Raw genomic sequence first — 25,523 nt, 5'->3', positions numbered from 1 at the left:
GCTCCTTTACTCTTCGAAGGCGAGGACGGCGACATCGCCGCCGGGATGGTCCTTGAGGCGCAGCGCCTTGGCCTCGAGGGAGGCGAGCTGGCCGAGCGCCCGGCTGCACGGCACGCCGTATCTGGCACGCACCCGCTCGCTGGCGATGGAGAGCGCGGTGCGGCAGCGCTCGATGAAATCCGCCAGCGGATAGCTCTCGCCGACGGTGAGATGCTCGCGCACCACCAGCGACGGCGAATAGCACGCCTCCTCAAAGCCGTCGGGCCAGCGGATGTGAAAGCGCATTTCAGGCATGCTGCATCTCCGCGAGCGCGGCATAGGCCGCCATGTGAGCCCTCGCCACCGCGAGCCAGCCGTGGCGGTGCGCGACCATCATGCCGGCGACGGCGAGCCGCGAGCGCAACGGCTCGGCGAGCGCCATGGCCATGGCATCGGCGATCGATCCGGCATTCGTCGGGTCGCACCAGACCGCATCGTCGCCGGTGAGATATTCGGTGAACGGCGCCATGTGCGGGACGACGACCGGAACCCCGCTCGCCATGGCCTCGATCACCGCAAGGCCGAAGCCCTCGCGCAGCGAGGCGAAGACGAGGGCGTCGGCCTGGCGATAGAGCGCGGGCATGTCCGCATCGGCGATGACGCCGGTGACGACGACGCTGTTCGGCGGCACGCCGGCGGCGGCGAGACGGTCCCTGAATTCGATCTGGTAGGCGTGATGGTCGAGCACGCTGGCGCCGCCGGCGATGACGAGTTGCGCCGCCGGTCGCACCGCGTGCAGCTGCCGGAAAGCGTCGAGAATGGCGAGCGAATTCTTGCGCTCCTCGATGCCGCCGACGCTGAGCAGCACCGGCCCTTCGCGCAAGGAGAGGCGTCGGCGCAAGCTGGCGTCGCCGCTGCGCGCCCGCGGCGCAAAGCGCAGCGTGTCGACACCGTTGCCGACGATCGCCGGCACGCCGCCGTAATCGGCCGCGATGCGCTCGCACCACGTCCTGCTGACGACGAGACGGCGATCGGCGGCGGCGATCGAGCGGTGCTGCAGCGCCTGAAGCCGCGGATCGGCGAAGTCGTCGAGGTGATGGACGGTGCGGGCGAAGCCGGGGATCAGGCCGCGGTCCTTCAGCGTCGCCAGCGCATTGCCGGAAATGCCGTCCTGGGCATGGAAGACGTCGAAGCCGCGGCAGCGCGCTGCATCGAACCAGGCGACGTAGTCGGCGGCGCGCCGCTCGACCATGGCGGCGAGATCCGCCGGCGCCGGTCCCGCCGGGATGGAGACGGTGCGCGCCCTCGAGTGATGGGTGAATCCGGCGCCGCTCGGATCGGGCGCATGGACCACGGCCTGATGCCCCAGCCGCTCCAGCGCCTGGGCGAGTTCGAGGGCATGAACGACGCCGCCGCGGGCATTGGTCGAATGGGTGAGAATGGCGACGCGGAGCGGATGCGCGGTCATGGGCGGCCCTCCGCGGTCGGCTGCGGCGCGCAGCCGATCAGGGGCCCGGCGGCGAAATCCCAGATGACTTCGCGATGCGTCCCGTCGGTGATGGCGACCTGCGTTCCGTCGCCGACGGTGCCGATGGCCGCGGCGGCGATGTCGCGCGCGGCAAAGCGCGCCACCACCGCGGCGGTGGATGCGGGCGGCACCGACAACAGATAGCCGAAGCTCGGAAAGCTCATCAGCCAGCGGTCGAGCGCAACCCCGGCAGGGCGGGGAACCGCGGCGGGATCGATGTCGATGGCGACCCGCGAGCACTCGGCGAGCATCGCGGCGGTGCCGACGACACCGGCCTGGCTGATGTCCTTGGCGGCGGTGGCGAGGCCGGCCTCGGCGATGGCCGGCAACAGCTCGATGTCGCCGCGCAACCGGCGCGGCGGGGCCAGCGTCGCCGCGTCGAAGTTGAGGAACGGCGGACGATAGCGGCCGCGCAGGTCGATGGCTGCGACCAGGGTGTCGCCGGGCCTCGCATCGAAGCTCGTCAGCAGGCGCTGCGCCCGGCCGAGGATGGCGACGGCGAGCTGGCCGCTCGCCCCGCGCAGATTGCTGTGGCCGCCGACCACCGGCACGTCGAAGCTGCGGGCGGCGGCGGCAAGTCCCTCCAGCAGCGGTGTCGCGCCACTGATGCCGTCGGCCCACAATGCGTTCACCACCGCCAGCGGGCGGCCGCCCATGGCGGCGATGTCGGAGATGTTGACCATCACGCCGCACCAGCCGGCGAACCATGGATCGGCGGCGACGAACTCGCTCATGAAGCCTTCGATGGCGAACAGCGTATAGGCGTCGCCGTCGGGAATCGCCGCGCAGTCGTCGCCGACCGCGATCGCCTGCGTGCCGGGCAGGCCGAGGGCGCGCGCCACCGCGGCGATCTCGCGCTTGGCGTTGAGGCCACCGCCTTGGCGCAGGCGCTCGGCCAGCGTGGCGAGATCGGGATCGGGATCGCAATTGCGCAGCGCCGCTGTCGCCATGGTCAGGCCGCCAGTCGTGCCAGCGACATGAAGCCGGTCTCCGGCGTCATGAAGGGCGGATAATGGGCGAGGTCGGCTTCCATGCGGTGATGGGGCCGGCCATGGAGGTCGCATTCGCCGAGCGAGCGCCAGTGCAGATGCTGGAACAGCAGCGCGTTCTGGCTCTGCACGTGGGCAAGGAAGCGGTGGCAGCCGCGGCCATGCGCCGAACTCACCGCGAGGCGGATCAGCCCGGCGCCGATGCCGGCCACCTTGCGATAGGAGCGCTCGACCGCGAGGCGCGAGCCCCACCAGGTGTCGCGCTCGCCCTCGTCGCGATGGATGCGGACGGTGCCGACGACGTCGCCGCTCGCCACCCCGAGCAGCGACACGGCGACGAGGGGAACGGCGACCTCGTCGACGGCGTCGCGATCGTCGCCGTCGAAGATCCTCTGCTCGCCGCAGAACACTTGGCGGCGCAGCGCCGCGGCCGCCTTGCGCTCCCAGTCGTCCGTGGCGAACTTGATCTGGAAGCCCGGCGCGATGAACTGCGGGACCGGTTCGAACATCATCGCCGCGCTCCGCGTTCGTAAGTCGCAAGCGCCGAGCAGGCGCCGCAGCGGCCGCAGCCGGCCTTGATGTCGGTGGCGCGCAGATCGGCCTTGCCCAGCATCTGCGCCAGCCTGGCGAGCAGGCCGTGCATGACGTCGGGCGACGGCGAGGGATGGCTTTCCAGCGGCGTGCCGGCGATCGGCACGAAGGGCACGACGAAGGGATAGACCCCGATCTCGACGAGCTGTTCGCAGACCCCGAGAATGTCCTCGGTGCGATCGCCGAGCCCGGCGAGGATATAGGTCGAGACCTGGTTGCGGCCGAACACCGGCACCGCGGCCCTGAACGCCGCCATGTAGCGGGCGAGCGGCACCTGCGCCTTGCCGGGCATCACCTGCCGCCGCACCTCTTCGGTGACGGCCTCGAGATGCATGCCGAGCGCATCGATGCCGGCCGCCTTCATCCGCGCGAACCAGGCGTCGTCGTCCGGCGGCTCGCACTGGCCCTGGATCGGCAGGTCGACGGCGGCCTTGATCGCGGCGGCGCTGTCGGCGAGCACGGCGGCGCCGCGGTCGGCGCCGGGCGGCGTGCCGGTGGTCAGCACCATGTGTTTGACGCCGTCGAGCTCGACCGCGGCGCGCGCCACCTCGGCGAGCTGGGCCGGGGTCTTGCGGGCGATGGTGCGGCCCGCCGCCAGCGACTGGCCGATGGCGCAGAAGCGGCAGCTCTTGGTCCGGCTCTCGTAGCGGATGCAGGTCTGCAGCACCGTGGTGGCGAGCACGTCGCGGCCGTGCAGCGTCGCGATCTTGGAATAGGGAATGCCGTCGGCGGTCGAGAGCTCGTAGAAGCGCGGCCGCGGCGGGAAGGAGACCGTGCCGAGCTCGACGCCGTCGCGCCTGACGCGGCTCGCGCCGGAGGCATCGGGCCGGTCGATCGTATAGGGGCTGTCGAAGGCCGGCGCATTGTGGATCGGCACCATCACGGTCATGCCGTCGATGGTGATCGGGGCGTGGTCGGAAGGACCGGCGCCGCCGCGCCGGCTGGTCGCGCCCGATTTCGGGTCAGCGAGCCTCACGCCGCTGGACTGCAATTCGTTGATCAGGCGCTCGGTCGGCATCGCCGTCGGCAGGTCGTGCGAGGTCAGCGGCTTCATGGGATGTCTCTCCCTGGGCAATGGTGACGGGCTGGGGGGCGGCGCTGTGCACGGTCCGCGCCGGCTTGTCGTCGATCAGCAGCGACAACAGTTCGGGGCGGGCGTAATGGCCGACGCTGTCCATCATGCGTTTGCGCTTGACGATCAGGGCCATGTCGAGGTCGGCGACGAGCAGGCCCTCGCCGGATGTCAGCGGCGGCACCACGTGATTGCCTTCCGGCGAGACGATCGCCGTCATGCAGCCGCCGCGCAGGCCGCGGCGCGGTCCTTCGTCGGGCGAGATCGCCGCGATCTGCTCCTCGCTGAGCCAGCCGGTGGCGTTGACGACGAAGCAGCCGCTCTCGAGGGCATGGTGGCGGATCGTCACCTCGATCTGGTCGGCGAAGATCTGGCCGACGAGGGAGCCGGGAAACTGCGCGGCGTGGATCTCCTCGTGCTGCGTCATCAGGGCGTAGCGGGCGAGGGGATTGTAGTGCTCCCAGCAGGCCAGCGCGCCGATGCGGCCGACCGCGGTGTCCACCACCTTCAATCCGGCGCCGTCGCCCTGGCCCCAGATCATGCGCTCGTGGAACGTGGGCGTGATCTTGCGCCGCTTGAGGCGGATGCTGCCGTCGGCGTCGAACACCAGCTGGGCATTGTAGAGCGAGCCGTGGTCGCGCTCGTTGACGCCGAGCACCACCACCATGCGATGGCGCCGCGCCGCCGCGCTCACCGCCTCGGTCACCGGGCCGGGCACGGTGACGGCATGGTCGTAGAGGCGGATGTGATCGGCGCCGCTCATGAGCGGCGGGCGGACGAAGGAAAAGTAGGGATACCAGGGCAGGATGGTTTCCGGAAAAACCGCGACCTGCACGCCCTTGCCGGCCGCTTCCGCCAATGCGGCGAGGACCTTGTCGAGCGTTCCCGTGGCGCTGTCGAGGTCCGGCGCGATCTGCACCGCGGCGGCTCGAACCCTGTGTTGGCCTGACATGCCTGTCTCCCGTCCGCCCGCGCCGCTCACAGCGTCCAGGTGTTCAGCATGAAGGCGTTGTCCTGGCGGTGCAGCAGGATGAGATCGAGCACGTCGAGCGGATTGATCGGGCGGATGCCCGGAATCAGCGACGGCTCGCCGTGACCGTAGAGCGCCTGCAGTGCGAACCGGCAGGCATAGACCTTGCCGCCCTCGGCCATGAATTTGACCAGCGTGTTGTTGAAGTTCTGATGGCCCGGGAAGGCCTCGTCGCCGATCTTGGGAAAGCCGCGCTGCACGCCCAGCGTGACGCCGGGACCGTAGAGCAGGATCGAGGTCTCGAAGCCTTTGCGCATCAGCCGCGTCGCCTGCAGCATGTTGACGAAACCGATCGAGCCTTCGAAGGCGACGGTGTGGAACGTCACCAGTGCCTTTTCGCCCGGCTTGGCTTTGACGTCTTCGAAAACCTTCTCCTCATAATCGACCAGAAAATCACCCTTCTGGCGGGCAGGCATGGTGACTGCGGGCATCGTGTGCTCCTTCGCTGAATCCGTCTCGCGGACAGGAAGGATATTGCAACGGCCATGCCAGCACGGCGTCTGCCTAACGGTGCAGCACAGCAGTCAATTTGCATTCAAATATCCATTCAATCTTGAATGGAAACTTGACCGGCTGCGGCAGAATTGCCACGGCGTCCGCAAAACCATTGCCTGCAAAGTCTAGGCAGAACGCCATGCAAATGAGCAGGCGGTCGCGCCGACAATCTGTCATGTTTCGTGAGGTCCGGAGCCCGCGCCGTAAGGTCCAGTCAATTCGCGGATTGACTGGACGCCGTGCCCGCTCCATCGCCGTATCGCCGTGATGCAACTTCGAAAACAGGGTCCCAGCCATGGCCGACTGGCGTCCGGATCTGTCGCTGAGCGACAAGCCGCGCTATCTCGCGATTGCCGACGCCATCGCCGACGACATCGCCGCCGGACGGCTCGTCGTCGGCGACCGCCTGCCGCCGCAGCGCAAGCTCGCCAAACGGCTCGATCTCGATTTCACCACGGTGGCGCGCGGCTATGTCGAGGCCGGCAAGCGCGGGCTGATCGAATCCAAGGTCGGGCAGGGCACCTTCGTGCGCGACAAGCCGCGGCCGCGCCGGGTTCTCGCCGCGCTGCCGCCGCGCCCGGTCGACCTGTCGATGAACCTGCCGCCGGAACCCGACGATCCGGAACTGATCGCGCGAATGCAGGCGGGGTTCGATCACGTCTCGCGCGATATCGTCGCGCTGCTGCGCTACCAGGGCTTCGGCGGCACCGGGGCCGATCGCGACGCCGCGTCGAGCTGGCTCGGCCGCCGCGCGCTGGTGCCGGCGCAGGAGCGCATCTTCGTCTCGCCGGGCGCCCATCCGGCGCTGCTCGGCATTCTCACCATTCTCGCCCGTCCGGGCGACACCGTGCTGTGCGAGGCCGTCACCTATCCCGGCATCCGCTCGATCGCGGCGCAGCTCGGCATCGCGCTGGTCGGCCTGCCGATGGACGGCGACGGCATCGAACCGCAGGCGCTGACCGACGCCTGCAAGAAGCTCAAGCCCAAGGCGATCTATCTCAATCCGACCTTGCAGAACCCGACGACCCTGACCATTCCCGACCAGCGCCGCCGCGACATCGTCGCGATCGCGCGCCGCTTCAAGCTGCCGATCGTCGAGGACGACGCCTACGGCTTCATTCCGGAGCACGGCCACGGCCATGCTCCGTTCGCCGCGATCGCGCCGGACCTGACCTGGCATGTCGCCGGGCTCGCCAAATGCATCGGTGCCGGCTTGCGCGCCGCCTATGTGGTGGTGCCGGACACGCGCTCGGCCTGGCCGTTCGCCTCGGCGCTGCGTTCGGCGACGGTGATGGCCTCGCCCTTGACCGTCGCCCTGGCGACACGCTGGATCGAGGACGGCACCGCCGACACGTTGCTGCGCTTCATCCGCGCCGAGACCGGCGCGCGCCAGAAGCTCGCCGCCGAGATCCTGCCCGGCGGCTCCTATCGCGGCGATCCGCTCAGCTTCAACATCTGGGTGTCGATGCCGCCGTCCTGGACCCGCACCGCTTTCGTCGAGCACATGCGCGCCAGCGGCATCGGCGTCGTCGCCAGCGATGCCTTCGTCGTCGGCGGGCCGCCGCCCGAAGCGGTGCGGCTGTGTCTCGGCGGCCCGACCGGCCGGGCCGCGATCAGGAGCGCGCTGGAATATGCCGCCCATGCGCTCGAGCAGCCGCCGGCGCTGGCGTCGGCGTTTCTCTGATATCCTCGGTCCGGGCTTCGTGCGACAACATGCCGTCCGGGTGCAGCACGGTGCGGTTCGAGGAGACGACGTCGATGTTTATCGCAATGAACAGGTTTCAGGTGAAGAAGGGCGCGGAGGCGGCGTTCGAGCAGCTGTGGGCGACGCGCGAGAGCTATCTCGGCGAGGTCGAAGGCTTCATCGAATTCAACCTGCTGAAGGGGCCGGAGGCGGAGGATCACCGGCTCTATGCCAGTCATAGCCTGTGGACGAGCCGCGCCGCCTTCGAGGACTGGACGCGCTCGGAGCATTTCAGGGCGGCGCATGCCCGCGCCGGCAACGCCACCGGGGAGAGCCTCTATGTCGGCCATCCGCGCTTCGAGGGCTTCGACGTGATCCAGACCGAGCGCAAGGCGGGCGCCTGAGCGCTTTCTTCACCTCGCCCCGCGTCAGCGGCTCTCGGATTCACACATCAGGGCGGCGACGACGGAGTGAAAACATGCGCTCTGCGCTCCACTGTCGTCATGGCCGGGCTTGTCCCGGCCATCCACGACTTGCTTGCTGCAGCGTCGTGAAGACGTGGATGCCCGCGACGAGCGCGGGCATGACGATGGAAAGGCTGAGAGATTAGCCGCTTTATTGCGAATCAGATGTGTGAATACGAGAGCCGCGTCAGCGGGGAGAGGTCGGATCGCGTCGGCGATCCGGGTGAGGGGCCCCGAAACCTGCGCCGCGCGCAGCCTCAGAGAGTCGCCTTCTTCACCCACACCTTGTTGTCGTGAAACGCGGCGCCGCCGTACGGCGCCACGGCGTCGGCGCCGGTCAGCACGTTGATGCCGTTGCCGCCGGCATGGGCGTGGTTGGGGTGGATCGACTCGGCGATCAGCACGCCGCGTCGCACGCCCTCGACCACCACGAGCCGCAGCGTGGTCTCGCCGCGGTCATTGCCCAGCGTCACCGCTTCGCCGTCGGCGAGGCCGAGCGCGCGGGCGTCGTCCTGGTGCATCATCACCGACGGCGTCCCCTCGCGCGCCTTCGACGACGGCGTCTCGGCAAAGGTGCTGTTGAGGAAGCTGCGCGACGGGCTGGTGGCGAGGCGGAACGGGTGGCGCGCGTCGGCGGTCTCGATCACCGCCCAGTGGTCGGGCAGGGCGGGCATGTCCTGCCACGGCCCGAGGGCGATGTTGCGCGGCACCGGCACCCTGGCCCAGTCCGCCTTGAAGTGGAACTTGCCGTCGGCGTGGCCGAAGCCGTCGAGGAAGTGCGAGGTGCGGAAGTCGGGCTGCAGGTCGCGCCACACCTCGGCCTCGAAACTCTCGAGGTCGCCATGGCCGCTGGCCTTCAGCGTCTCGTCGATGATCTGGCGCGGCGTCAGCTTGAAGGCGCGGTGCTCCGCGCCGACGCGCGGCGCCAGCGCCTGCAGCAGCTCGTGGTTGGAGCGGCACTCGCCCGGCGGCTCGATCAGCTTCGGCCCGAGCGAGAGATGCTGCTGGCCGCTGCCGGTGTAGATATCGTCGTGCTCCATGAACATGGTCGCCGGCAGCACGAGGTCGGCCATCTGCGCCGTCTCGGTCATGAACTGCTCGTGCACGGCGACGAACAGGTCGTCGCGGGCGAAGCCGCGCTTCACCAGCGCCTGTTCGGGCGCGACATTCACCGGATTGGTGTTCTGGATCAGCATCGCCTTGACCGGCGGCCCGCCCTGCAGCGCCTGCGCGTCGCCGGTGAGGATGCGGCCGATCTTCGACTGGTCGAGCTGCCGCACGGTGCCGTCGATGGTCTCGCTGCCTTCGATCAGCGCCTTGTTCAGCTTCCAGATCGCGCCGTTGTTGAAGAAGGCGCCGCCGCCTTCATGTTGCCAGGCGCCGGTCACCGCCGGGATGCACAGCGCCGCGTGCATCTGCGCCGCGCCGTTGCGGCTGCGGGTGAAGCCGAAGCCGAGGCGGAAGAACGTGCGCCGGGTCTCGCCGACTTCGCGGGCGAAGGCCTCGATCTCGGCGGCCGGCACGCCGCAGATCGCCGCCGCCCAGTCCGGCGTGCGGCTCTTCAGATGCGCCTCGAGTTCGTCCGGGCAGTCGGTATAGCGGGCGAGATAGCCACGGTCGGCATAGCCGTCGCGGAACAGCACATGCATGACGCCGCAGGCGAAGGCGCCGTCGGTGCCGGGCCGCAGGATGATCCTGATATCGGCCTGCTTCATGGTGTCGTTGTCGTAGATGTCGACGGCGGCGATGCGCGCGCCGCGATCCTTTCGCGCCCGCGTCGCGTGGGTCATGACATTGACCTGGGTCGACACCGGATTGGTGCCCCAGATCACGATCAGGTCGGACTTCGCCATTTCGCGCGGATCGACGCCGGCGACCTTGCCGGTGCCGGCGGCATAGCCGGCCCAGGCGATGGTCGAGCAGATCGTGCTGTAGAAGCGCGAATACTTCTTCACGTGGGCGAGGCGATTGATGCCGTCGCGCATCACGTGGCCCATGGTGCCGGCATAGTAATAGGGCCACACCGACTCGGCGCCGAATTCGCGCTCGGCCGCGTTGAAGCGCTCGGCGATCTCGTCCAGCGCCTCGTCCCAGCTCACTTGCGCGAACCGGCCCGAGCCCTTGGGCCCGATGCGCCGCAGCGGATGAAGCAGCCGGTCGGGATGATGGATGCGCTCGGCATAGCGCGCCACCTTGGCGCAGACCACGCCCGCCGTGTAGCTCTGCAGTTTGGAACCGCGCACCCGGCCGATGGTCGCCCCGTCGATCACCTCGACGTCGAGGGCGCAGGTCGAGGGGCAGTCGTGCGGGCAGGTGGAGTGGCGGATGGCCAGGCGGGGGGGCGCGTTCATGCGACGATTCTCTACATGCTGTCGGGCCGCCGGAGAAGCCACGGCGGCGCCGCCCGGGGATCGATCTACCGCAACCCTCGATCCGCGCCGGCCGGTCACCGGCAGCAGCCCGCCGTGGACGGCGCCGGCCTCGTCCGAGGCCAGGAACCTGACCACCGCGGCGAGGTCCTCCGGCCGCACCCATGTCGCAGGATCGGCCTTTGGCATGGCGGCGCGGTTGGGCGGCGTGTCGATGACACCGGGCAGCACGCAATTGACGTTGATGCCATGCGGTCCGAGCTCGGCGGCAAGCGCCTCGGTCAGGCGCATCACCGCGCTTTTGGCGGCGCATAGGCGCCCATTCCGGCGCTGCCGTGCAGGGCCGCGGCGGCGAAGGCCGCCGCCACCGCGCCGTCGGGAGATCGGCCGACCCGGTTCCAAGCTCCCGGGATCGCTGACGATTTCCGTTCACGCAACATTATTTCTGAACTAGACTTTTTCAATGACCCTGTCCGATGCCGACCGCCGGCTGCTGCGGGAAATCCAGCGCGATGCGACGCTGTCGCTCAAGGACCTCGCCGAGCGCCTCGCCATGTCGCAGTCCACGGTGTGGCGGCGGCTTCAGGAGTTCGAGGCCAGCGGTCTGATCTCCTCGCGGGTGACGCTGCTCGATCCCTCGCGCCTCGGCCTCGGGGTCTGCGTCTTCGTCCATGCCAATCTGCGCGACCACAGCACCGAATCGCGCGAGGCGTTCGAGCGCTTCATCGCCGATCAGCCCAATGTGCTGGAATGCTTCTCGGTCACCGGGCCGCACGACTACGTGCTGATCATCCGCGCCGCCGATGTCGCGGCCTATGAGGACTTCCTGATGCACCGCCTGCTGGCGCATCCCAAGGTCGCCTCGGCCCAGTCCGACTTCGCCCTGCGCCAGCTCAAATACACCACCATGCTGCCGCTGTGAGTTGCGGCACTCCGCTGATCATTCGCCGCCGTCTTGCGTCTGCACGCTGCATCGACATTGCGCAGGGCATGGACAGCGCCGCGCGAACGCCAGATGATGCGGCCACATCGACGAGGAAACGCCGCCCGCGACGCGGAAAATCAAAGAGGACGATTATGCAGTTCAAGCACGTCACCCTGACGTTCGACGGCGCGGTCGCGGTCATTCGCCTCGACCACCAGGAGGTCATGAACGCGATCTCCGTCGACATGCTGCAGGGGCTCGGCGAGGCGCTCGACGCCATCGAGGATCGCCGCGCCGAGGTGCGCTGCGCCGTCATCACCGGCGCCGGCCGCGCCTTCTGCACCGGCGCCAATCTCCAGGGCCGCAACATGGAGGCCGGCTCGCGCAGCAACGCCGGCGTCACGCTCGAGACCGCCTTTCATCCCTTCCTGCGCCGGCTGCGCAACCTGCATTGTCCGCTGATCACGGCGGTGAACGGCCCGGCGGCCGGTGCGGGCATGAGCATCGCGCTGATGGGCGACATCGTGCTGGCGGCGCGCTCGTCCTATTTCCTGCAGGCCTTCCGCCGCATCGGCCTGGTGCCGGATTGCGGCTCGACCTGGCTGCTGCCGCGCCTCGTCGGCCGCGCCCGCGCGCTGGAATTGTCGCTGCTCGGCGAGCGGCTGCCGGCGCAGACCGCGCTCGATTGGGGCCTGATCAACCGCGTCCATGACGATGCCGCGCTGATCGACGAGACCATGACGCTCGCCCGCGATCTCGCCGCCGGGCCGACCATCGCGCTGTCGCTGATCCGCAAGCTCTATTGGCAGAGCGAGGAGAACTCCTACGAGCAGCAGCTCGATCTCGAGCGCCAGTATCAGCAGCAGGCCGGCGCCGCCGAGGACTTCCGCGAGGGCGTCAGCGCGTTCCTCGAGAAGCGTCCGGCGAAGTTTACCGGGCGATGAGGCGTCGGTTTTTCCACCACCGCGCCATTCTGTTTGACCGGTAACGCCGAATTGGTCATCGTCGCTAGTGTGGCGTCTCGCAATTGCCTACCGCCTTTGCGGCAAGCCTCTCGTAGGCAATTGCGAGATATAAGCCACACTAGCTTTTTGATTTTGCTAGTGTCCCTATGTCTCCGAATGACCGTGCGAGTGCGAGGCAAACGTAGCGGTAATTCGGAGACGGGACACTAGTGTGGCGTCTCGCAATTGCCGACCGCCTTTGCGGCAAGCCTCTCGTAGGCAATTGCGAGACATAAGCCACACTAGCTTTTTGATTTTGCTAGTGTCCCGTTTCCAACGTTCGTATCCCTTTGCGGCGAGCACTCGCTGCAATGCTGAAACGAGCGTCGGATCCGCCGCACCAGGTGCACGAGTGCACGCCGCCGGCGTCCCACTTCATTCGCTGATCAGTCCTGACCCCGCTTCCGATCCCGGCAGCGGGTTTTTTCATGCCCACAGCCAGGAGGCTTCGCCATGACCTTTGTCCCGCTTTACGACCGTGCCGCGGTAAGCGAGCGCGTCTGCGACGAACTCGCCAAGGGCCGCACCCTGCGCGCCGTCTGCCGAGATGCCGGCATGCCGGATCCGTCGACGATCATCAAATGGATGATTGCCGATGTCGACGGCTTCGCCGGGCGCTACCGCCGCGCCCGCGAGATCGGCTATCACCTCATGGCCGACGAACTCCTCGAGATCGCCGACGATTCCAGCAACGACCATGTCGTGCGCGAAGGCGGGAACGTGCTGGTGCCCGATCGCGTGAATGTCGCGCGCTCGCGGCTGCGGCTCGAGACCCGTCGCTGGCTGCTCTCGAAGGCGCTGCCCAAGCTCTACGGCGACCGCCTCGACTTGGCCGCCGTGCATCACGTCGGCGACGGCCTGCGCGAGCTGATGAAGGCGATCGACGGCAAGACCCGCGGCCTGCCGTCGCGCGATTGAGGGAAAGGGGGCAGCGTCTCGCCGGCACTCTCCGGGGCGGGGCCGGGAGGCGAGGCGCTCGCCTGGGGCGCTGGGCTGGGCCGAGACGATCCTCGCGAGCAGCCCGAGGTCGATCCGGGCCGCGTCACTTCGGCGAAATGACAGGTCGTGTGCCTGCCTCGCTGCATTGCGTATCGCGGCAATCGTGTCTTGCGATGGTCTTCATCCGCGCGGAAATCAGCTTCGCCGCCGCCGCCTTCGGTCTGTTCTTCGTCGCGCCGAGGGCTGCTGTCCTGAGTTGGACACCCAAAAATCAATACGGACACGAACGGGGCGCGAAGCTAAGAACCTGCTAACCACGACGCAGCGAGATTCGATCCATGCAAATTCGTCCTCAACTCGTACTGATCGAATGGGTCGATAGCGGCCAGCCGATCCCGAGCTGGCAATGGCTATCCGAAATTGGCAGCCGCCGCGCCCACAAGTGCGTGTCTGTGGGCTTTCTCGTTCAAGACGATGAAAATGCAAAAGTGCTTGCGCCGAACTTGGGTGCAAGCAACGGCGATGACGAATGGGATCAGGCGTCGGGACTGATGACGATCCCGACGGCCTCTGTGCTGAAGATCGTGTCGCTTATTTCTTCGTCGACGGCTTCGACTTGTGGTCTGGCCGCTGCGTGAGTGCGGAAGCGGCCAAGGTCTTGATCTGCGACTTGGACAAGGAGGCTGGATCACGGAGTCCCTTGGAAGCGATTTGCCCCGTCTTATCGCCGGTCTTCTCGTTCTTTCCCATTTGACTTCCCTTTCCGAGTTGCGAATCTGAATTGATTCGCATCGACATCACTGCATCATTGTGTCCCCTCGGTGGCCGCGGACCGTCTTCGCATACGCGTTGGTGAGCCGGTTAATGCAGCCGTGGGAGCTGACGAAGGTCGGAGGCGGGACACCCGTTGTGGGCGTTAGTTGCGGGCTTGCAGGAGGTTGTCCATCCGCGCTCGACCGAGAAGCGGAGATGTGTGAGCTTCGGTGTTCTGCGGCGTGACCAGACGGCCACGCAAAAAAAAATGCGGCGCCGAAAGTTTCGGCGGACGGCGTCGATGGTCGTCACGCCCCCATCGACCCGCCGGCGAGAGGGTCAAGCGCGCAGGCTGTCGCCGAGATAGGCGGTCGCCGCCTGCACGCCGCCGGTGCCGTGCGGAATCCGCAGGACGTTGAGGCCGACCTCGGTGACGCCGAGCGTGCCGAGCACCATCGGCGCGTTGATGTGGCCCATATGGGCGATGCGGAAGGCGTGGCCGGAGAGGGCGCCGATGCCGTTGCCGAGCACGACGCCGCAGGTGTCGCGGCAGAAATCCTTCAGATCGTCGGCCGAGGGCGTGCCGTGCACCAGCACCGTGGTCACGGTGTCGGAGCGCTCGCCGGGCGCGGTGATGTTGAAGGCGAGGCGTTCGCGTTCGGCCCAGACGCTCACCGCCTGGCGCACCGCCTCGGCCAGCAGGCGATGGCGGCGGAAGGTGTTCTCGGCGCCTTCGGCGAACAGCATGTCGAGCGCCTTGCGCAAGGCGTAGAGCAGGTGCACCGGCGGCGTGCCGGAATACTTCATGTAGTGCTCTTCGCCTTCGCGGGCGGTCCAGTCCCAATAGGGCGTGCGCAGATCGGCCTTGAGATGGACGTCGCGGGCGCGCGGTCCGGCGGCGACGAGGCCGATGCCGGGCGGCGTCATCAGGCCCTTCTGCGAGGCGGACATCGCCACATCGATGCGCCAGTCGTCCATCGCGAACGGCATGCAGCCGAGCGAGGCGACCGCATCGACCATGAACAGCGCGTCGTGACCGGCGGCGCGGATCGCCTGGCCGATGGCGGCTATGTCGTTGACGACCCCCGATGCGGTGTCGACCTGCACCGCCAGCACCGCCTTGATGCGGCTGCCGCTGTCCTGCTTCAGCCGGGCTTCCACCGCTTCGGGGCGCACCGCGCGGCTCCAGCTGCCGGGCAGGATCTCGACCTCGACGCCGAGCCTGGCGGCGGCCTCGCCCCAGCCGACGGCGAAGCGGCCGCTCTCCAGCACCAGGATCTTGTCGCCGCGGGAGAGCACATTGGTAAGCGCGGCCTCCCAGGCGCCGTGGCCGTTGGCGATATAGATGTAGGAGCGGCCGGCGGTACGGAACAGCCTGGACAGATCGGCGAGCAGGCTGTCGGTGATCGCGATCAGCTCGCCGGCGTAGATGTCCATGGCCGGGCGATGCATTGCCGCGAGCACCTCGTCGGGCATCGTGGTCGGGCCGGGAATGGCCAGGAATTCGCGGCCCGCACGTAGCACCATCGGATCGTTCTCCTCATCTGGAATCCGTCAGCTCCTCCGCTTACTGCGATGCCGTTGCAAAGGCGAGGCGGATCAGCGCTTGCCCGGTGTGCAGTGAGAGCAGCGAAGGACCAAGGCTCGCGCGAGGACTGCCTCGATCGCTGGTATTATTATACCGCCGCTCGCTCCTTGCGGACGCCTTCGCAGTTGCGAGATATTTCTTGATTTTTCTAAGTAAGCGCTTACTTAGCGCACCATGCGTCCGACGCGCCCCGTCCGCCTGACCAACGAAGCCCGCCGCGAGGCCATTGTGGCCGCCGCGCGGGCCTGCTTTGCCCGCCACGGCTTCGCCGGGACGACGACGCGCAGCGTCGCCGCCGCCGCCGGCATCTCCGAGGCGCTGCTGTTCAAGCACTTCCCCAGCAAGTCGGCGCTCTACGCCGAGATTCTGCGGGAGGCCTGCGAGGCCGATCCGGAGTTGCAGCGGCTGCAGGCGCTGGAGCCGTCCACCGCGACGCTGGTCCGAGCCGTCCACGACATGGTCCGCCACTTTCTCGAGGCGGTGGTGGAGCGTCCGGACGAGGAGGAGATCCAGCGAATCAAGCTGCTGGTGTCCAGCCATCTCGAGGATGGCGAGTTCGCCCGCCTGCTGCATGCCAAGGTCGGCGCCATCATCGAGCCGATCTTCACCGCCTCCCTGCAGCGCGCGATCGCCGACGGTGACGCGTCGCCGCTGCCGGGCCCCCGGATGAATCTGTTCTGGTTCGCTCACCAGTTGATTCAAATGATCGCCCTGTCGTATATCCCGCGGCCCGCAACCCTGGCCTTTGGTGATATTCACGGCCTGGAGCTGCAGGTCAGCGAGTTCCTGCTCCGCGGAATGGGCCTCAAAGAGCACGCAATCGCGACGTATTTCCCGGAGCCATTACAGGTTGCCGAGACCGCCAAGTCCTTTGTTTCCGAAAGCGCACAGCCATGAGCATCTCATCGACCCAGGCTCCCATCTCGGCCAAGAGCATCGACGAAAAGCCGCACGCCCGCCCGGTGCGTATGCGGCGCTGGTTCATCATCGTCGGCCTGTTGCTGGTGGTGCTCGCCGGCGGCTTGTGGGGCTTCAATGCCTTCCGCAACATGATGATCGCCAAGTTCTTCGCCAGCATGAAGCCGCCGCCGGTCGCGGTGTCGGTCGCCGAGGCGACGTCCGAGGTGGTCCCGAACCTGCTTTACGGCATCGGCGATCTCGCCGCCGTGCATCAGGTCGATATCAGCAACGACGTCGCCGGCCGCGTCACCAAGATCCTGTTCGAGGCGGGCGCGCATGTGAATGCCGGCGATCCGCTGCTGCAGATCTTTGACGAGCCTGATCAGGCCGATTTGTTGAGCTACAAGGCTCAGGCCACCGCCGCCCAGCTGGCGCTGGAGCGCGCCAAGTCGCTGGCGTCGCGCCAGTTCGGGCCGCAGGCGACGGTCGACCAGACGCAGGCGTCCTATGATCAGGCCAATGCGGCGATCGCCAAGACCGAGGCGATCATTTCTCAGAAGCTGGTGAAGGCGCCGTTCGGCGGCGATCTCGGCGTTCGTCTCGTCGAGGTCGGCCAGTTCCTCGGCGCCGGCAGCAAGATCGTCTCGCTCACCGACCTGTCCAAGGTGTTCCTGAACTTCACCTTGCCGGAGAAGCAGCGCGCGGTGATCGCGGTGGGCCAGACCGTGCGCGTCAAGGTCGACACCTTTCCGAACCGGACGTTCGAGGGCAAGATCACCACGATCGAGCCGCAGATCAATTCGGACACGCGCAACATCAAGGTGCAGGCGACGATCGACAATGCGGACCACAGCCTCAAGCCCGGCATGTTCGCCTCCACCACGGTGGTGCTGCCGCCGGAGCCGGCGGTGGTGACGGTGCCGGAAACGGCGGTCGACTACACGCTGTATGGCGACTCGGTGTTCCTCATCAAGGAAGCCAAGGACGACAAGGGCGCGACGACGCTGACCGCCGATCGCACCTTCGTGCGCACCGGTGACCGCGTCAACGGCCGCACCGTCATCCTGACCGGGCTCAAGGCGGGCGACCGCGTTGCGGCCGTCGGCCAGCTCAAGCTCCAGTCCGGCGCCGCGGTCGCGATCTCGTCCGAACCGCCGCCGCCGATCCCCGCCAACCCGCCGCGCTACTGAGCGGCAGGGGAGTCAACGCATGTCGTTTACCGATATCTTCATCAAGCGGCCCGTGCTGTCGGTCGTGGTCAGCGCGCTGATCCTGCTGATCGGCCTCCAGGCCGCCTTCAAGCTGCCGATCCGGCAATATCCCAAGCTGTCCAACACGGTCGTGACCATCACGACCGCCTATCCCGGCGCCTCGCCGGACCTGATGCAGGGCTTCATTACGACGCCCATCGAGCAGGCGGTGGCCTCGGCCGAGGGCGTCGACTACATGACGTCGTCCTCGGTGCAGGGCACCAGCACGATCCAGGTCTTCATCAAGCTGAATTCCGACCCCAATGCGGCGCTCACCGAAGTGCTGTCGAAGGTCAATTCGGTGAAGTACCTGATCCCGAAGGAAGCCAACGACCCGGTGATCCTGAAATCCACCGGCCAGACCACGGCGGTGATGTATATCGGCTTCGCCAGCGACGAACTCGGCGGCTCGGCGATCTCCGACTATCTGACGCGCGTGGTGCAGCCGATCCTGTCCACGGTTGACGGCGTCGCCTCCGCCGACATCCTCGGCGGCCAGACCTTCGCCATGCGCATCTGGCTCGATCCGGTGCGGATGGCCGGCCGCGGCGTGTCGTCGGCGGACCTCGCGGCGGCGATCCAGGCCAACAACTTCCAGGCGGCCGCCGGCCAGACCAAGGGCTACCTTACCGTCAGCAACGTCTCCACCAATACCGACCTGACCAATCTCGACCAGTTCAAGCGCATGACCGTCAAGGCGAAGGACGGCGCCTTGGTGCGGATCGAGGACATCGCCACGGTCGAACTCGCCGCCCAGAGCACCGACGCCAGCGTGGCGATGAACGGCCAGCAGGCCATCTTCATCGGCGTGCAGTCGACGCCGCAGGGCAATCCGCTCAACATCGTCAAGGGCGTGCGCGCGCTGTTTCCCGAACTCCAGCGCAACCTGCCGCCGTCGATGAAGATGACGGTGGCCTATGACTCGACCAAGTTCATCCAGTCCTCGATCGACGAGGTCGAGAAGACGCTGATCGAAGCCGTCGGCATCGTCGTCGTGGTGATCTTCCTGTTCCTGGCCTCGTTCCGGTCGGTGATCATCCCGGTCGTCACCATCCCGCTGTCGCTGGTCGGCGTCTGCATCTTCATGACCTCGCTCGGATTCAGTATCAATCTGCTGACCCTGCTGGCCATGGTGCTGGCCATCGGACTCGTGGTCGACGACGCCATCGTGGTGGTGGAGAACATCCATCGACATCTGGAGGAGGGCAAGTCGCCCGTCCAGGCCTCGTTGCAAGGCGCCCGCGAGATCGTCGGGCCGGTCATCTCCATGACCATCACGCTGGCGGCCGTCTACGCGCCGATCGGCTTCCTCGGTGGCGTCACCGGCGCGCTGTTCAAGGAGTTCGCCTTCACCCTGGCGGGCTCGGTGATCGTGTCGGGGGTGATCGCCCTGACGCTGTCGCCGATGATGTGCTCGGTGCTGCTCACCCATGTCGAACAGGGGCGTTTCGCGCGGCTCGTCGATGGCATCTTCCAGTCGGTGACGCGCTGGTACGGCCGGCAGCTCGACCGCTCGCTGGACTATCGGCCGATCACCGCGCTGTTCGCGGCGACGATCCTCGGTCTCGTCGGTTTCATGTTCCTCAATACCAACAAGGAGCTGGCGCCCGAGGAAGACCAGGGCATCCTGTTCTCGATCACCAAGGCGCCGAAATACGCCAATATCGACTACCTGAATTATTACGGCAAACGGCTGGATGCCGCCTTCGCCAAGTTCCCCGAGACCGATCTGCGCTTCGTCATCAACGGCACGCCGACGCCCAGCCAGGGCATCGCCGGCATGATCCTCAAGCCGTGGGACGAGCGCAAGCGCTCCTCCACCGCCATGAAGCAGGAGGTGCAGAACGAGCTCAGCAAGATCGAGGGCGTCAGCGCCTTCGCCTTCAACCTGCCGGCGCTGCCCGGCGGTCCGGGCGGCCTGCCGATCCAGATGGTGATCAACAGCACCCAGAGCTTCCGCACCGTCTATGAGCAGATGCAGAAGCTCAAGGACGCCGCGCGCAAGAGCGGATTGTTCATCGTGTCCGACAGCGACCTCGACTTCAACCAGCCGGTGGTGCGGGTGAAGATCGACCGCGCCAAGGCCAACGAGCTCGGGATCACCATGCAGCAGATCGGCAACACGCTCGCCGTGATGCTGGGCGGCAACTACATCAACCGCTTCAATCTGGAGGGCCGTTCCTATCAGGTGATCCCGCAGGTGCCGCGCGACAAGCGGTTGTCGCCGGAGATGCTGGACAATTACTACGTTCCGGCGCCGGGCGGCTCGCAGGTCCCGTTGGCGACGCTGGTTTCGATCGAGACGGCGACCGACCCGAACGCGCTGACCCATTACAACCAGCTCAACTCCGCCACCTTCTCGGCGGTGGCGATGCCGGGCGTGACCATGGGAACGGCGGTCGAGTTCCTGGAGAACCAGGCCAAGCAGCTGCCGGCCGGCTTCAACCACGACTTCCTCGCCGACTCGCGGCAGTATGTTCAGGAAGGCAACCAGATCGTGGTGGCGTTCGGATTCGCGGTGATCATCATCTTCCTGGTGCTCGCCGCCCAGTTCGAGAGCATCAGGGATCCGCTCGTCATCCTGATCAGCGTGCCCATGGCGATCAGCGGCGCGCTGATTCCGCTGTTTTTCGGGATGGCGACGCTCAACATCTACAGCGAGGTCGGCCTGCTCACCCTGGTCGGGCTGATCAGCAAGCACGGCATCCTGATGGTGGAGTTCGCCAACGAGCTCCAGCTCAAGGAGGGACTCGACCGCCGCTCGGCCATCGAGATGGCGGCGCGGGTGCGGCTGCGGCCGATCCTGATGACCACGGCCGCCATGGTGGCGGGCCTGCTGCCGCTGCTGACGGCCCATGGCGCGGGCGCCGCGAGCCGCTTCTCCATCGGCCTCGTGGTGGTCGCCGGCATGTCGATCGGCACGCTGTTCACGCTGTTCGTGCTGCCGGCCGTCTATTCGGCGATCGCCACCGATCACCGCGCCCAGGCCAATTCCGAGCGCGCCCGCGACGTCGCCAAGTTCGAGCTCAAGCCGACCTGAGCGGGTTCTTCACCTCTCCCCGCCATGCGGCTATCAGATTCACAGATCTGATCCGCAGGCGAGAAAGCGGCCACTCTTTCGGCCTTTCTATCGTCATGCCCGGCCTTGCGCCGGGCATCCACGACTTTGGGGACTCTCGACCTGAAAGACGTGGATGGCATGGCGATCCGGCTCTGGCCGGATCGCGTTCTTTTTCTCGTGCCGGAAGTCGGAAACATCCGACTTCCGGTGACAAGCCCGGCCATGACGAGAATGAAGGTCAGGGCGCCTCGGTCGCCACCCGAATGCGTGAATCTGAGAGCCGCTTGCGGGGAGAGGTCGGATCGCGCAAGCGATCCGGGTGAGGGGCTCTTGTTATGAGGGACGCGCCGCCCGTTTACGATTTTCCCAGCGGCAGCCGCGTCTCGACGATGCGCGAATAGAGGCTGGCGCCGACGGGCAGGATGCCGTCGTCGAGCACGTAGCCGGGATTGTGCAGCGGCACCTTGCCTTCGTGGCCGATCCAGAAATAGGCTCCGGGCACCGCCTGCAGCATGTCGGCGAAATCCTCGCTGCCCATCTTCGGCAGCGTCGCCGTGGAAACCTTGTCGGCGCCGACGACTTCGCGCGCCACCGCGGCGACGGCGTCCGCATGCTCCTCGTGGTTGACCAGCACCGAGAACAGGTCGCGGATGTCGACCTCGATCTCGACATCGAACGCTGCCGCGATCCCGGCCGCGATGGCTCGCATGCGCTCGCGCACCAGTTTGCGGACGTCGTCGGAGAAGGCCCGCACCGTGCCGGCGAGCCTCGCCTCGCCGGGAATGACGTTGTAGGCCGAGCCGGCATGGATCTGGGTGATCGACAGCACCACCGACTGCAGCGGATTGACGTTGCGGCTGACGATGGTCTGCAGCGCCTGGCCGAGAGCGATCGCGATCACCACCGGGTCCTTGGCGCGGTCCGGCATGGCGCCGTGGCTGCCGTAGCCGTGGATGGTGATGTCGAAGAAGTCGGCGCCCGCCATGCTCGGCCCCGGAAAGATCGTGACCTGGTTGGGCTCGAGGTCGGGGGAGTTGTGCAGGCCGTAGATCTCGTCGCAGGGAAAGCGTTCGAACAGGCCATCGGCGAGCATGGCGCGGGCGCCGCCGAGGCCTTCCTCCGCCGGCTGGAAGATGAAGACGGCGGTGCCGGCGAAATCGCGGGTCTCGGCGAGATAGCGCGCGGCGCCGAGCAGCATCGTGGTGTGGCCGTCATGGCCGCAGCCGTGGAAGCGGCCGGGGACGGTCGAGCGCCACGGCAGGTTGGTGTTCTCGTCCATCGGCAGCGCGTCCATGTCGGCGCGCAGGCCGATCCGCCTCGTGCCGTCGCTCTTGCCCTTGAGCACGCCGACGACGCCGGTGCCGCCGACGCCGCGATGGACCTCGACGCCCCAGGCCGCGAGCTTGTCGGCGACGATGCCCGACGTGCGGTGCTCCTCGAAGCCGATCTCGGGATGGGCGTGGATGTCGCGGCGGATCGCGGTCAGTTCGTCGGCGAAGCTTTCGATGCGGTCGATGGTGGCCATGGGAAAGGATCCAGATGAGAGACAGAAGGGGGTGAGAGGACTCAGTGGCCGGAGAAGGGCGGCCCGTTCGGCCGGACGCGGATGCCCGGCTTCAGACGCGTCCACGGCAGCGCGGCGGTGTCCGCCGGCATCGGCCCCGGCGCGGCGCAGACGATGATGGTCTCCGCGATCGGCTCGAAATCGGCGCGGAAATGCACCGACGACTTGTTGACGAGAATGGCCTGCTCGGTCGGCTCGATGCCGACGAAGCGGAACATCGCCTGGTCGGCGAGCTGCGCCTTGCGCGAGCCGACCACGACGCGGACATCGCCGATGCGCAGACAGGCCGACGGCCCGAGATTCATTTCGCCGCCGCCGAAATAGGGGCCGGGTGCGATGAAGCAGCCGTCGGACAGGGTTTCCACCGTGAAGGTCTCCTCCAGCGGCGCGTCGCCGGGAATGCCCGACTTGCCGCCGAGCGCGAGCCGCACGGTGGCGCCGGCACCGGCCTGATGGGCGAGTTTCGCCGCCTCGGGGTCGACGACGACGCCGATCGCAGCGCGGGTCGCGCCGTTGCGCAGCAGGGCTCGCAGCATGCCGGTGGTGTCGGAATCGCCGCCGGCGCCCGGATTGTCCTGGGTGTCGGCGATGACCACCGGCCTGGTGGCCCGAGCCGCCAGCATCATGGCATGGCGGACTCCCTCGTCAGGATCGAAGATGCGGCCGTCGAAGGCGTTCTCGGCATCAGCGACGAGAGTGTAGACCTGATCGGCGGCGCGATCGGCATCGGCCTGGGTGGCGCCATAGGCCACCACCGCCGGAGCGCAGTCGGGAAAATCCGCGGCGGGAAATCCGGGCGCGAACGACAGCGTCGGCACCGCCTCGCTCTCCAGCGCGGCGAGGCGCTGATAGATCGAGCGGCATGGCTCGATCATGGTGCATTGCCAGCTGATCGGAATCAGGAAGGGCAGCTGCCGGAACGCCTTGGCGAAGCGGCGCCCGGTGCCGAGCAGCAAGGCGAGGTGCCGCGCCGCGGCGCGGCCGGTGTCCGCCATGTCGACATGGGGATAGGTGCGGTAGGCGATCAGCGCGTCGGCCTCGGTCACCATTCTCGGCGTGACATTGGCGTGAAGATCGAGGCTGACGACCAGCGGCACGTCGGGGCCGATCAGTCGCCGCACGCGCGCGATCACCTCGCCCTCGCCGTCGTCGAGATGTTCGGCCACCATGGCGCCGTGCAGGTCGAGATAGACGGCGTCGATCCGGCCGGCGGCGGCGATGCCGCCGACAATCTCGCCGGCGATGCGCTCATAGGCGTCCTCGCGCACATGGGCCGAGGGACTCGCGGCGCACCACAGGGTCGGGATCAGTTGCCAGCCGCGCGCCTCGGCCTCGTCGATGAAGCCCGCGGCGCCGACATTGATGTTGCGGATCCGCGCGAGCACCGCTTCGCCGCTCGCCATCGCCGGCCAGCCGCCGCCATGCACGAAGCCTTCGTAGCTGGCTTTGGTCGGGGCGAAGGTGTTGGTCTCGTGGAGAAAGCCGCCGATGGCGATGCGGAATGCGGTCATGGTGTGATGCTGGCCTTGTTCTTGATCGTCTTGAACGCTCTCTACGTCAGCTGAAGTGCTCGGACCGTTCATCCTTGAAGAGGCGTCAGGCTCGCATCTCGGCAGCACCGAAGGAAGGCGTGTTACGGCATGACCGGAATGTCTCAGGACAACGCCGGCGCCGCCGCCACCGGCCGGAAATTGGCGAAATCCCACTCCCGGCCCGGGGCGGCATCGATGAGCTGCCGCGTATAGGCCTGCTGCGGCCGGCTGAGGATTTCTCCAGCCGGACCCTGCTCGACGATGCGGCCATGCTGCATCACCACGACGTCGTCGCAGATCTGTGCCGCGACGCGCAGGTCGTGGGTGATGAACAACAAGCCGATGCCGAGACGCGCCTGGATGTCGTCGAGCAGCTTGAGCACCTGCGCCTGGACGGAAACGTCGAGGGCCGACACCGCTTCGTCCGCCACCAGCACGTCGGGTTCCATGGCGAGCGCGCGGGCGATGGCGATGCGCTGGCGCTGGCCGCCCGAGAACTGATGCGGATAGCGCCTGATGGCATCGCCCGGCAGCTCGACGAGGCGCAACAGCTCGCGCGCCCGTGCCAGCGCCTCGCCGTGGGGCAGGCCGTAATTCACCGGGCCTTCGGCGATGGTCTCGCCCACCGTCAGCCGCGGATTGAGCGAGCGGTAGGGATCCTGGAAGATCATCTGGATGCGCTTGCGGTGCGGCTGCAGCAGCCGGCGCGACAGGAACGAGATCTCGTTGCCGCGGAGGCGGATGCCGCCCGAGGTCGGATCGATCAGGCGGACGATGCAGCGCGCCACGGTGGACTTGCCTGAACCGCTTTCGCCGACGATGCCGAGGGTGCGGCCCTTGCGCAAGGTCAGGTTGACGTCGGCGGCGGCGATGACTTCGCGCGCGGCGCCGAACATCGAGCGCTCGCGATAGACCTTGCCGAGGCCGGTGGTGTCGAGGACCACCGGCTCGTTCTGCTCCGGCCGGGGCGGGCGCGGCACGAGGCTCGGCACCGTGGCGAGGAGATTGCGGGTGTAGTCCTGGGTCGGCCGGCTCAGCACCTGGCGCAACGGACCGCGTTCGACGACGCGGCCGGCGCGCATCACCGCCACCTCGTCGGCGATCTCGGCGACGACCCCCATGTCGTGGGTGATGAACAGCACCGCGGTGTCGTGGTTGCGCTGCAATTCGCGGATCAGGCCGAGAATCTGCTTCTGGGTGGTGACGTCGAGGGCGGTGGTGGGCTCGTCGGCGATCAGGAGCTTGGGCTCGAGGATCAGCGCCATGGCGATCATGATGCGCTGGCGCTGGCCGCCGGAGAGGCGGTGGGGGTAGGAGGCGAAGATCCGCTTCACGTCCGGCAGATGCACCTGCTCCATCATCGCCAGGATACGCTGGCGCCTCGTCCTGGCGTCGAGCGAGGTATGGGTGCGCAGCACCTCGTCGATCTGGCGGCCGACCGGCACCACGGGATTGAGCGCCGTCATCGGCTCCTGGAAGATCATCGCCATGCGGGTGGCGCGGAGCTGGCGCAGCCGCCGATCGCCGGCGGTGCGGATCTCCTCGCCGGCGAGACGGATGCTGCCCGCGGAGGCGGTGAGGGATGCTTTCGGCAGCAATCCCATCACGGCGAGGGAGGTCACCGACTTTCCCGAGCCGCTTTCGCCGACGATGCAGAGCGTCTTGCCCGGATGGACGTCCAGCGAGATGCCGTCGATGATCCGCTGCTGGCCGCCTCTGGCGCGCAACTCGACGACGAGGTTCTGAATGCCGAGAACCGGCGCGGTCGCGTCCTTGATCACGTTATGCTCACTCACGGTGCCTTCG

At 67.4% G+C, this 25,523-nt stretch carries 22 protein-coding genes; 9 read left to right on the top strand and 13 right to left on the bottom strand.

What is annotated here, in order from left to right:
- Positions 1–6 precede the first annotated feature (6 nt).
- The 8 genes from DB459_RS26850 to DB459_RS26815 all read right to left on the bottom strand — a co-directional run bounded on the left by DB459_RS26850 (position 7) and on the right by DB459_RS26815 (position 5,981).
- A complete protein-coding gene (locus tag DB459_RS26850; RefSeq protein WP_253710371.1) occupies positions 7–294 on the bottom strand; it encodes an MSMEG_0570 family nitrogen starvation response protein in 288 nt (95 codons plus the stop codon).
- A complete protein-coding gene (locus DB459_RS26845) occupies positions 287–1,447 on the bottom strand; it encodes an MSMEG_0565 family glycosyltransferase (protein WP_253710369.1) in 1,161 nt (386 codons plus the stop codon). The genes DB459_RS26850 and DB459_RS26845 overlap by 8 nt, the downstream gene beginning before the upstream one ends.
- A complete protein-coding gene (locus DB459_RS26840) occupies positions 1,444–2,457 on the bottom strand; it encodes a sll0787 family AIR synthase-like protein (RefSeq protein ID WP_253710367.1) in 1,014 nt (337 codons plus the stop codon). The genes DB459_RS26845 and DB459_RS26840 overlap by 4 nt, the downstream gene beginning before the upstream one ends.
- Before the next feature lie 2 nt (positions 2,458–2,459).
- Positions 2,460–3,008 (bottom strand): MSMEG_0567/Sll0786 family nitrogen starvation N-acetyltransferase, encoded by a 549-nt coding sequence (locus tag DB459_RS26835; RefSeq protein ID WP_253710364.1) that lies wholly within the window; start codon positions 3,006–3,008, stop codon positions 2,460–2,462.
- A complete protein-coding gene (locus DB459_RS26830; RefSeq protein WP_253710362.1) occupies positions 3,005–4,141 on the bottom strand; it encodes an MSMEG_0568 family radical SAM protein in 1,137 nt (378 codons plus the stop codon). Before DB459_RS26830 ends, DB459_RS26835 begins: the two co-directional genes overlap by 4 nt.
- Positions 4,050–5,111, bottom strand: coding sequence for a Nit6803 family nitrilase (locus tag DB459_RS26825; protein ID WP_253710360.1), 1,062 nt, complete (start codon positions 5,109–5,111; stop codon positions 4,050–4,052). Before DB459_RS26825 ends, DB459_RS26830 begins: the two co-directional genes overlap by 92 nt.
- Positions 5,112–5,137: 26 nt before the next feature.
- Complete coding sequence (locus DB459_RS26820; protein ID WP_253710358.1) at positions 5,138–5,620, bottom strand: MSMEG_0572/Sll0783 family nitrogen starvation response protein; 483 nt, start codon at positions 5,618–5,620, stop codon at positions 5,138–5,140.
- A gap of 73 nt (positions 5,621–5,693) precedes the next feature.
- Positions 5,694–5,981: a hypothetical protein gene (locus DB459_RS26815; RefSeq protein ID WP_253710355.1), complete on the bottom strand. Its 288-nt coding sequence runs from the start codon at positions 5,979–5,981 to the stop codon at positions 5,694–5,696.
- On the opposite strand from DB459_RS26815, the gene DB459_RS26810 reads away from it, so the two are divergent.
- Complete coding sequence (locus DB459_RS26810; protein WP_253710352.1) at positions 5,980–7,368, top strand: PLP-dependent aminotransferase family protein; 1,389 nt, start codon at positions 5,980–5,982, stop codon at positions 7,366–7,368. The genes DB459_RS26815 and DB459_RS26810 overlap by 2 nt on opposite strands.
- Before the next feature lie 74 nt (positions 7,369–7,442).
- Positions 7,443–7,772 (top strand): antibiotic biosynthesis monooxygenase, encoded by a 330-nt coding sequence (locus DB459_RS26805; protein ID WP_253710350.1) that lies wholly within the window; start codon positions 7,443–7,445, stop codon positions 7,770–7,772.
- Between the two features lie 317 nt (positions 7,773–8,089).
- Here the strand turns inward: DB459_RS26805 and DB459_RS26800 are convergent, their stop codons facing one another.
- Positions 8,090–10,603 carry an SDR family oxidoreductase gene (locus DB459_RS26800; RefSeq protein ID WP_256519239.1) on the bottom strand — a complete coding sequence of 838 codons (2,514 nt, stop codon included), beginning with the start codon at positions 10,601–10,603 and terminating at the stop codon, positions 8,090–8,092.
- 61 nt (positions 10,604–10,664) lie between these two features.
- Between DB459_RS26800 and DB459_RS26795 the strand changes: the two genes are divergently transcribed.
- The 4 genes from DB459_RS26795 (at position 10,665) to DB459_RS26780 (ending at position 13,707) form a co-directional block, all read left to right on the top strand.
- Complete coding sequence (locus tag DB459_RS26795; RefSeq protein ID WP_253710346.1) at positions 10,665–11,123, top strand: Lrp/AsnC family transcriptional regulator; 459 nt, start codon at positions 10,665–10,667, stop codon at positions 11,121–11,123.
- Between the two features lie 155 nt (positions 11,124–11,278).
- Positions 11,279–12,070 carry an enoyl-CoA hydratase/isomerase gene (locus tag DB459_RS26790; protein ID WP_253710344.1) on the top strand — a complete coding sequence of 264 codons (792 nt, stop codon included), beginning with the start codon at positions 11,279–11,281 and terminating at the stop codon, positions 12,068–12,070.
- 513 nt (positions 12,071–12,583) lie between these two features.
- Positions 12,584–13,048 (top strand): hypothetical protein, encoded by a 465-nt coding sequence (locus DB459_RS26785; protein WP_253710341.1) that lies wholly within the window; start codon positions 12,584–12,586, stop codon positions 13,046–13,048.
- A gap of 359 nt (positions 13,049–13,407) precedes the next feature.
- A complete protein-coding gene (locus DB459_RS26780; protein ID WP_253710339.1) occupies positions 13,408–13,707 on the top strand; it encodes a hypothetical protein in 300 nt (99 codons plus the stop codon).
- A gap of 454 nt (positions 13,708–14,161) precedes the next feature.
- Here the strand turns inward: DB459_RS26780 and DB459_RS26775 are convergent, their stop codons facing one another.
- On the bottom strand, positions 14,162–15,349 hold the full coding sequence (locus DB459_RS26775) for an alanine--glyoxylate aminotransferase family protein (protein WP_253710337.1): 1,188 nt from the start codon (positions 15,347–15,349) through the stop codon (positions 14,162–14,164).
- A 235-nt stretch (positions 15,350–15,584) separates the two neighbouring features.
- On the opposite strand from DB459_RS26775, the gene DB459_RS26770 reads away from it, so the two are divergent.
- From DB459_RS26770 to DB459_RS26760, 3 genes are read left to right on the top strand one after another with little or no spacing between them, the layout of a single operon-like run.
- Positions 15,585–16,307 (top strand): TetR/AcrR family transcriptional regulator, encoded by a 723-nt coding sequence (locus tag DB459_RS26770; protein ID WP_253710335.1) that lies wholly within the window; start codon positions 15,585–15,587, stop codon positions 16,305–16,307.
- Entirely contained in the window at positions 16,304–17,500 is a 1,197-nt protein-coding gene (locus DB459_RS26765) for an efflux RND transporter periplasmic adaptor subunit (protein ID WP_253710332.1), read from the top strand. The genes DB459_RS26770 and DB459_RS26765 overlap by 4 nt, the downstream gene beginning before the upstream one ends.
- A 19-nt stretch (positions 17,501–17,519) precedes the next feature.
- Positions 17,520–20,600, top strand: coding sequence for a multidrug efflux RND transporter permease subunit (locus DB459_RS26760; protein WP_253710330.1), 3,081 nt, complete (start codon positions 17,520–17,522; stop codon positions 20,598–20,600).
- Positions 20,601–20,976: 376 nt separating this feature from the next.
- Here the strand turns inward: DB459_RS26760 and DB459_RS26755 are convergent, their stop codons facing one another.
- From DB459_RS26755 to DB459_RS26745, 3 genes are all read right to left on the bottom strand, one after another.
- The gene (locus tag DB459_RS26755; protein ID WP_253710328.1) at positions 20,977–22,146 is read right to left on the bottom strand and encodes a M20 aminoacylase family protein; all 1,170 of its coding nucleotides are present in this window, start codon (positions 22,144–22,146) and stop codon (positions 20,977–20,979) included.
- Between the two features lie 41 nt (positions 22,147–22,187).
- The gene (locus DB459_RS26750; RefSeq protein WP_253710326.1) at positions 22,188–23,696 is read right to left on the bottom strand and encodes a M81 family metallopeptidase; all 1,509 of its coding nucleotides are present in this window, start codon (positions 23,694–23,696) and stop codon (positions 22,188–22,190) included.
- Positions 23,697–23,839: 143 nt separating this feature from the next.
- Positions 23,840–25,513: an ABC transporter ATP-binding protein gene (locus DB459_RS26745; RefSeq protein WP_371926826.1), complete on the bottom strand. Its 1,674-nt coding sequence runs from the start codon at positions 25,511–25,513 to the stop codon at positions 23,840–23,842.
- Between the last annotated feature and the right edge of the window lie 10 nt (positions 25,514–25,523).

The organism is Bradyrhizobium sp. WD16, assembly GCF_024181725.1.
Classification (GTDB): Bacteria; Pseudomonadota; Alphaproteobacteria; order Rhizobiales; family Xanthobacteraceae; genus Bradyrhizobium_A.
This window is presented reverse-complemented; position numbering and strand designations above follow the sequence as displayed.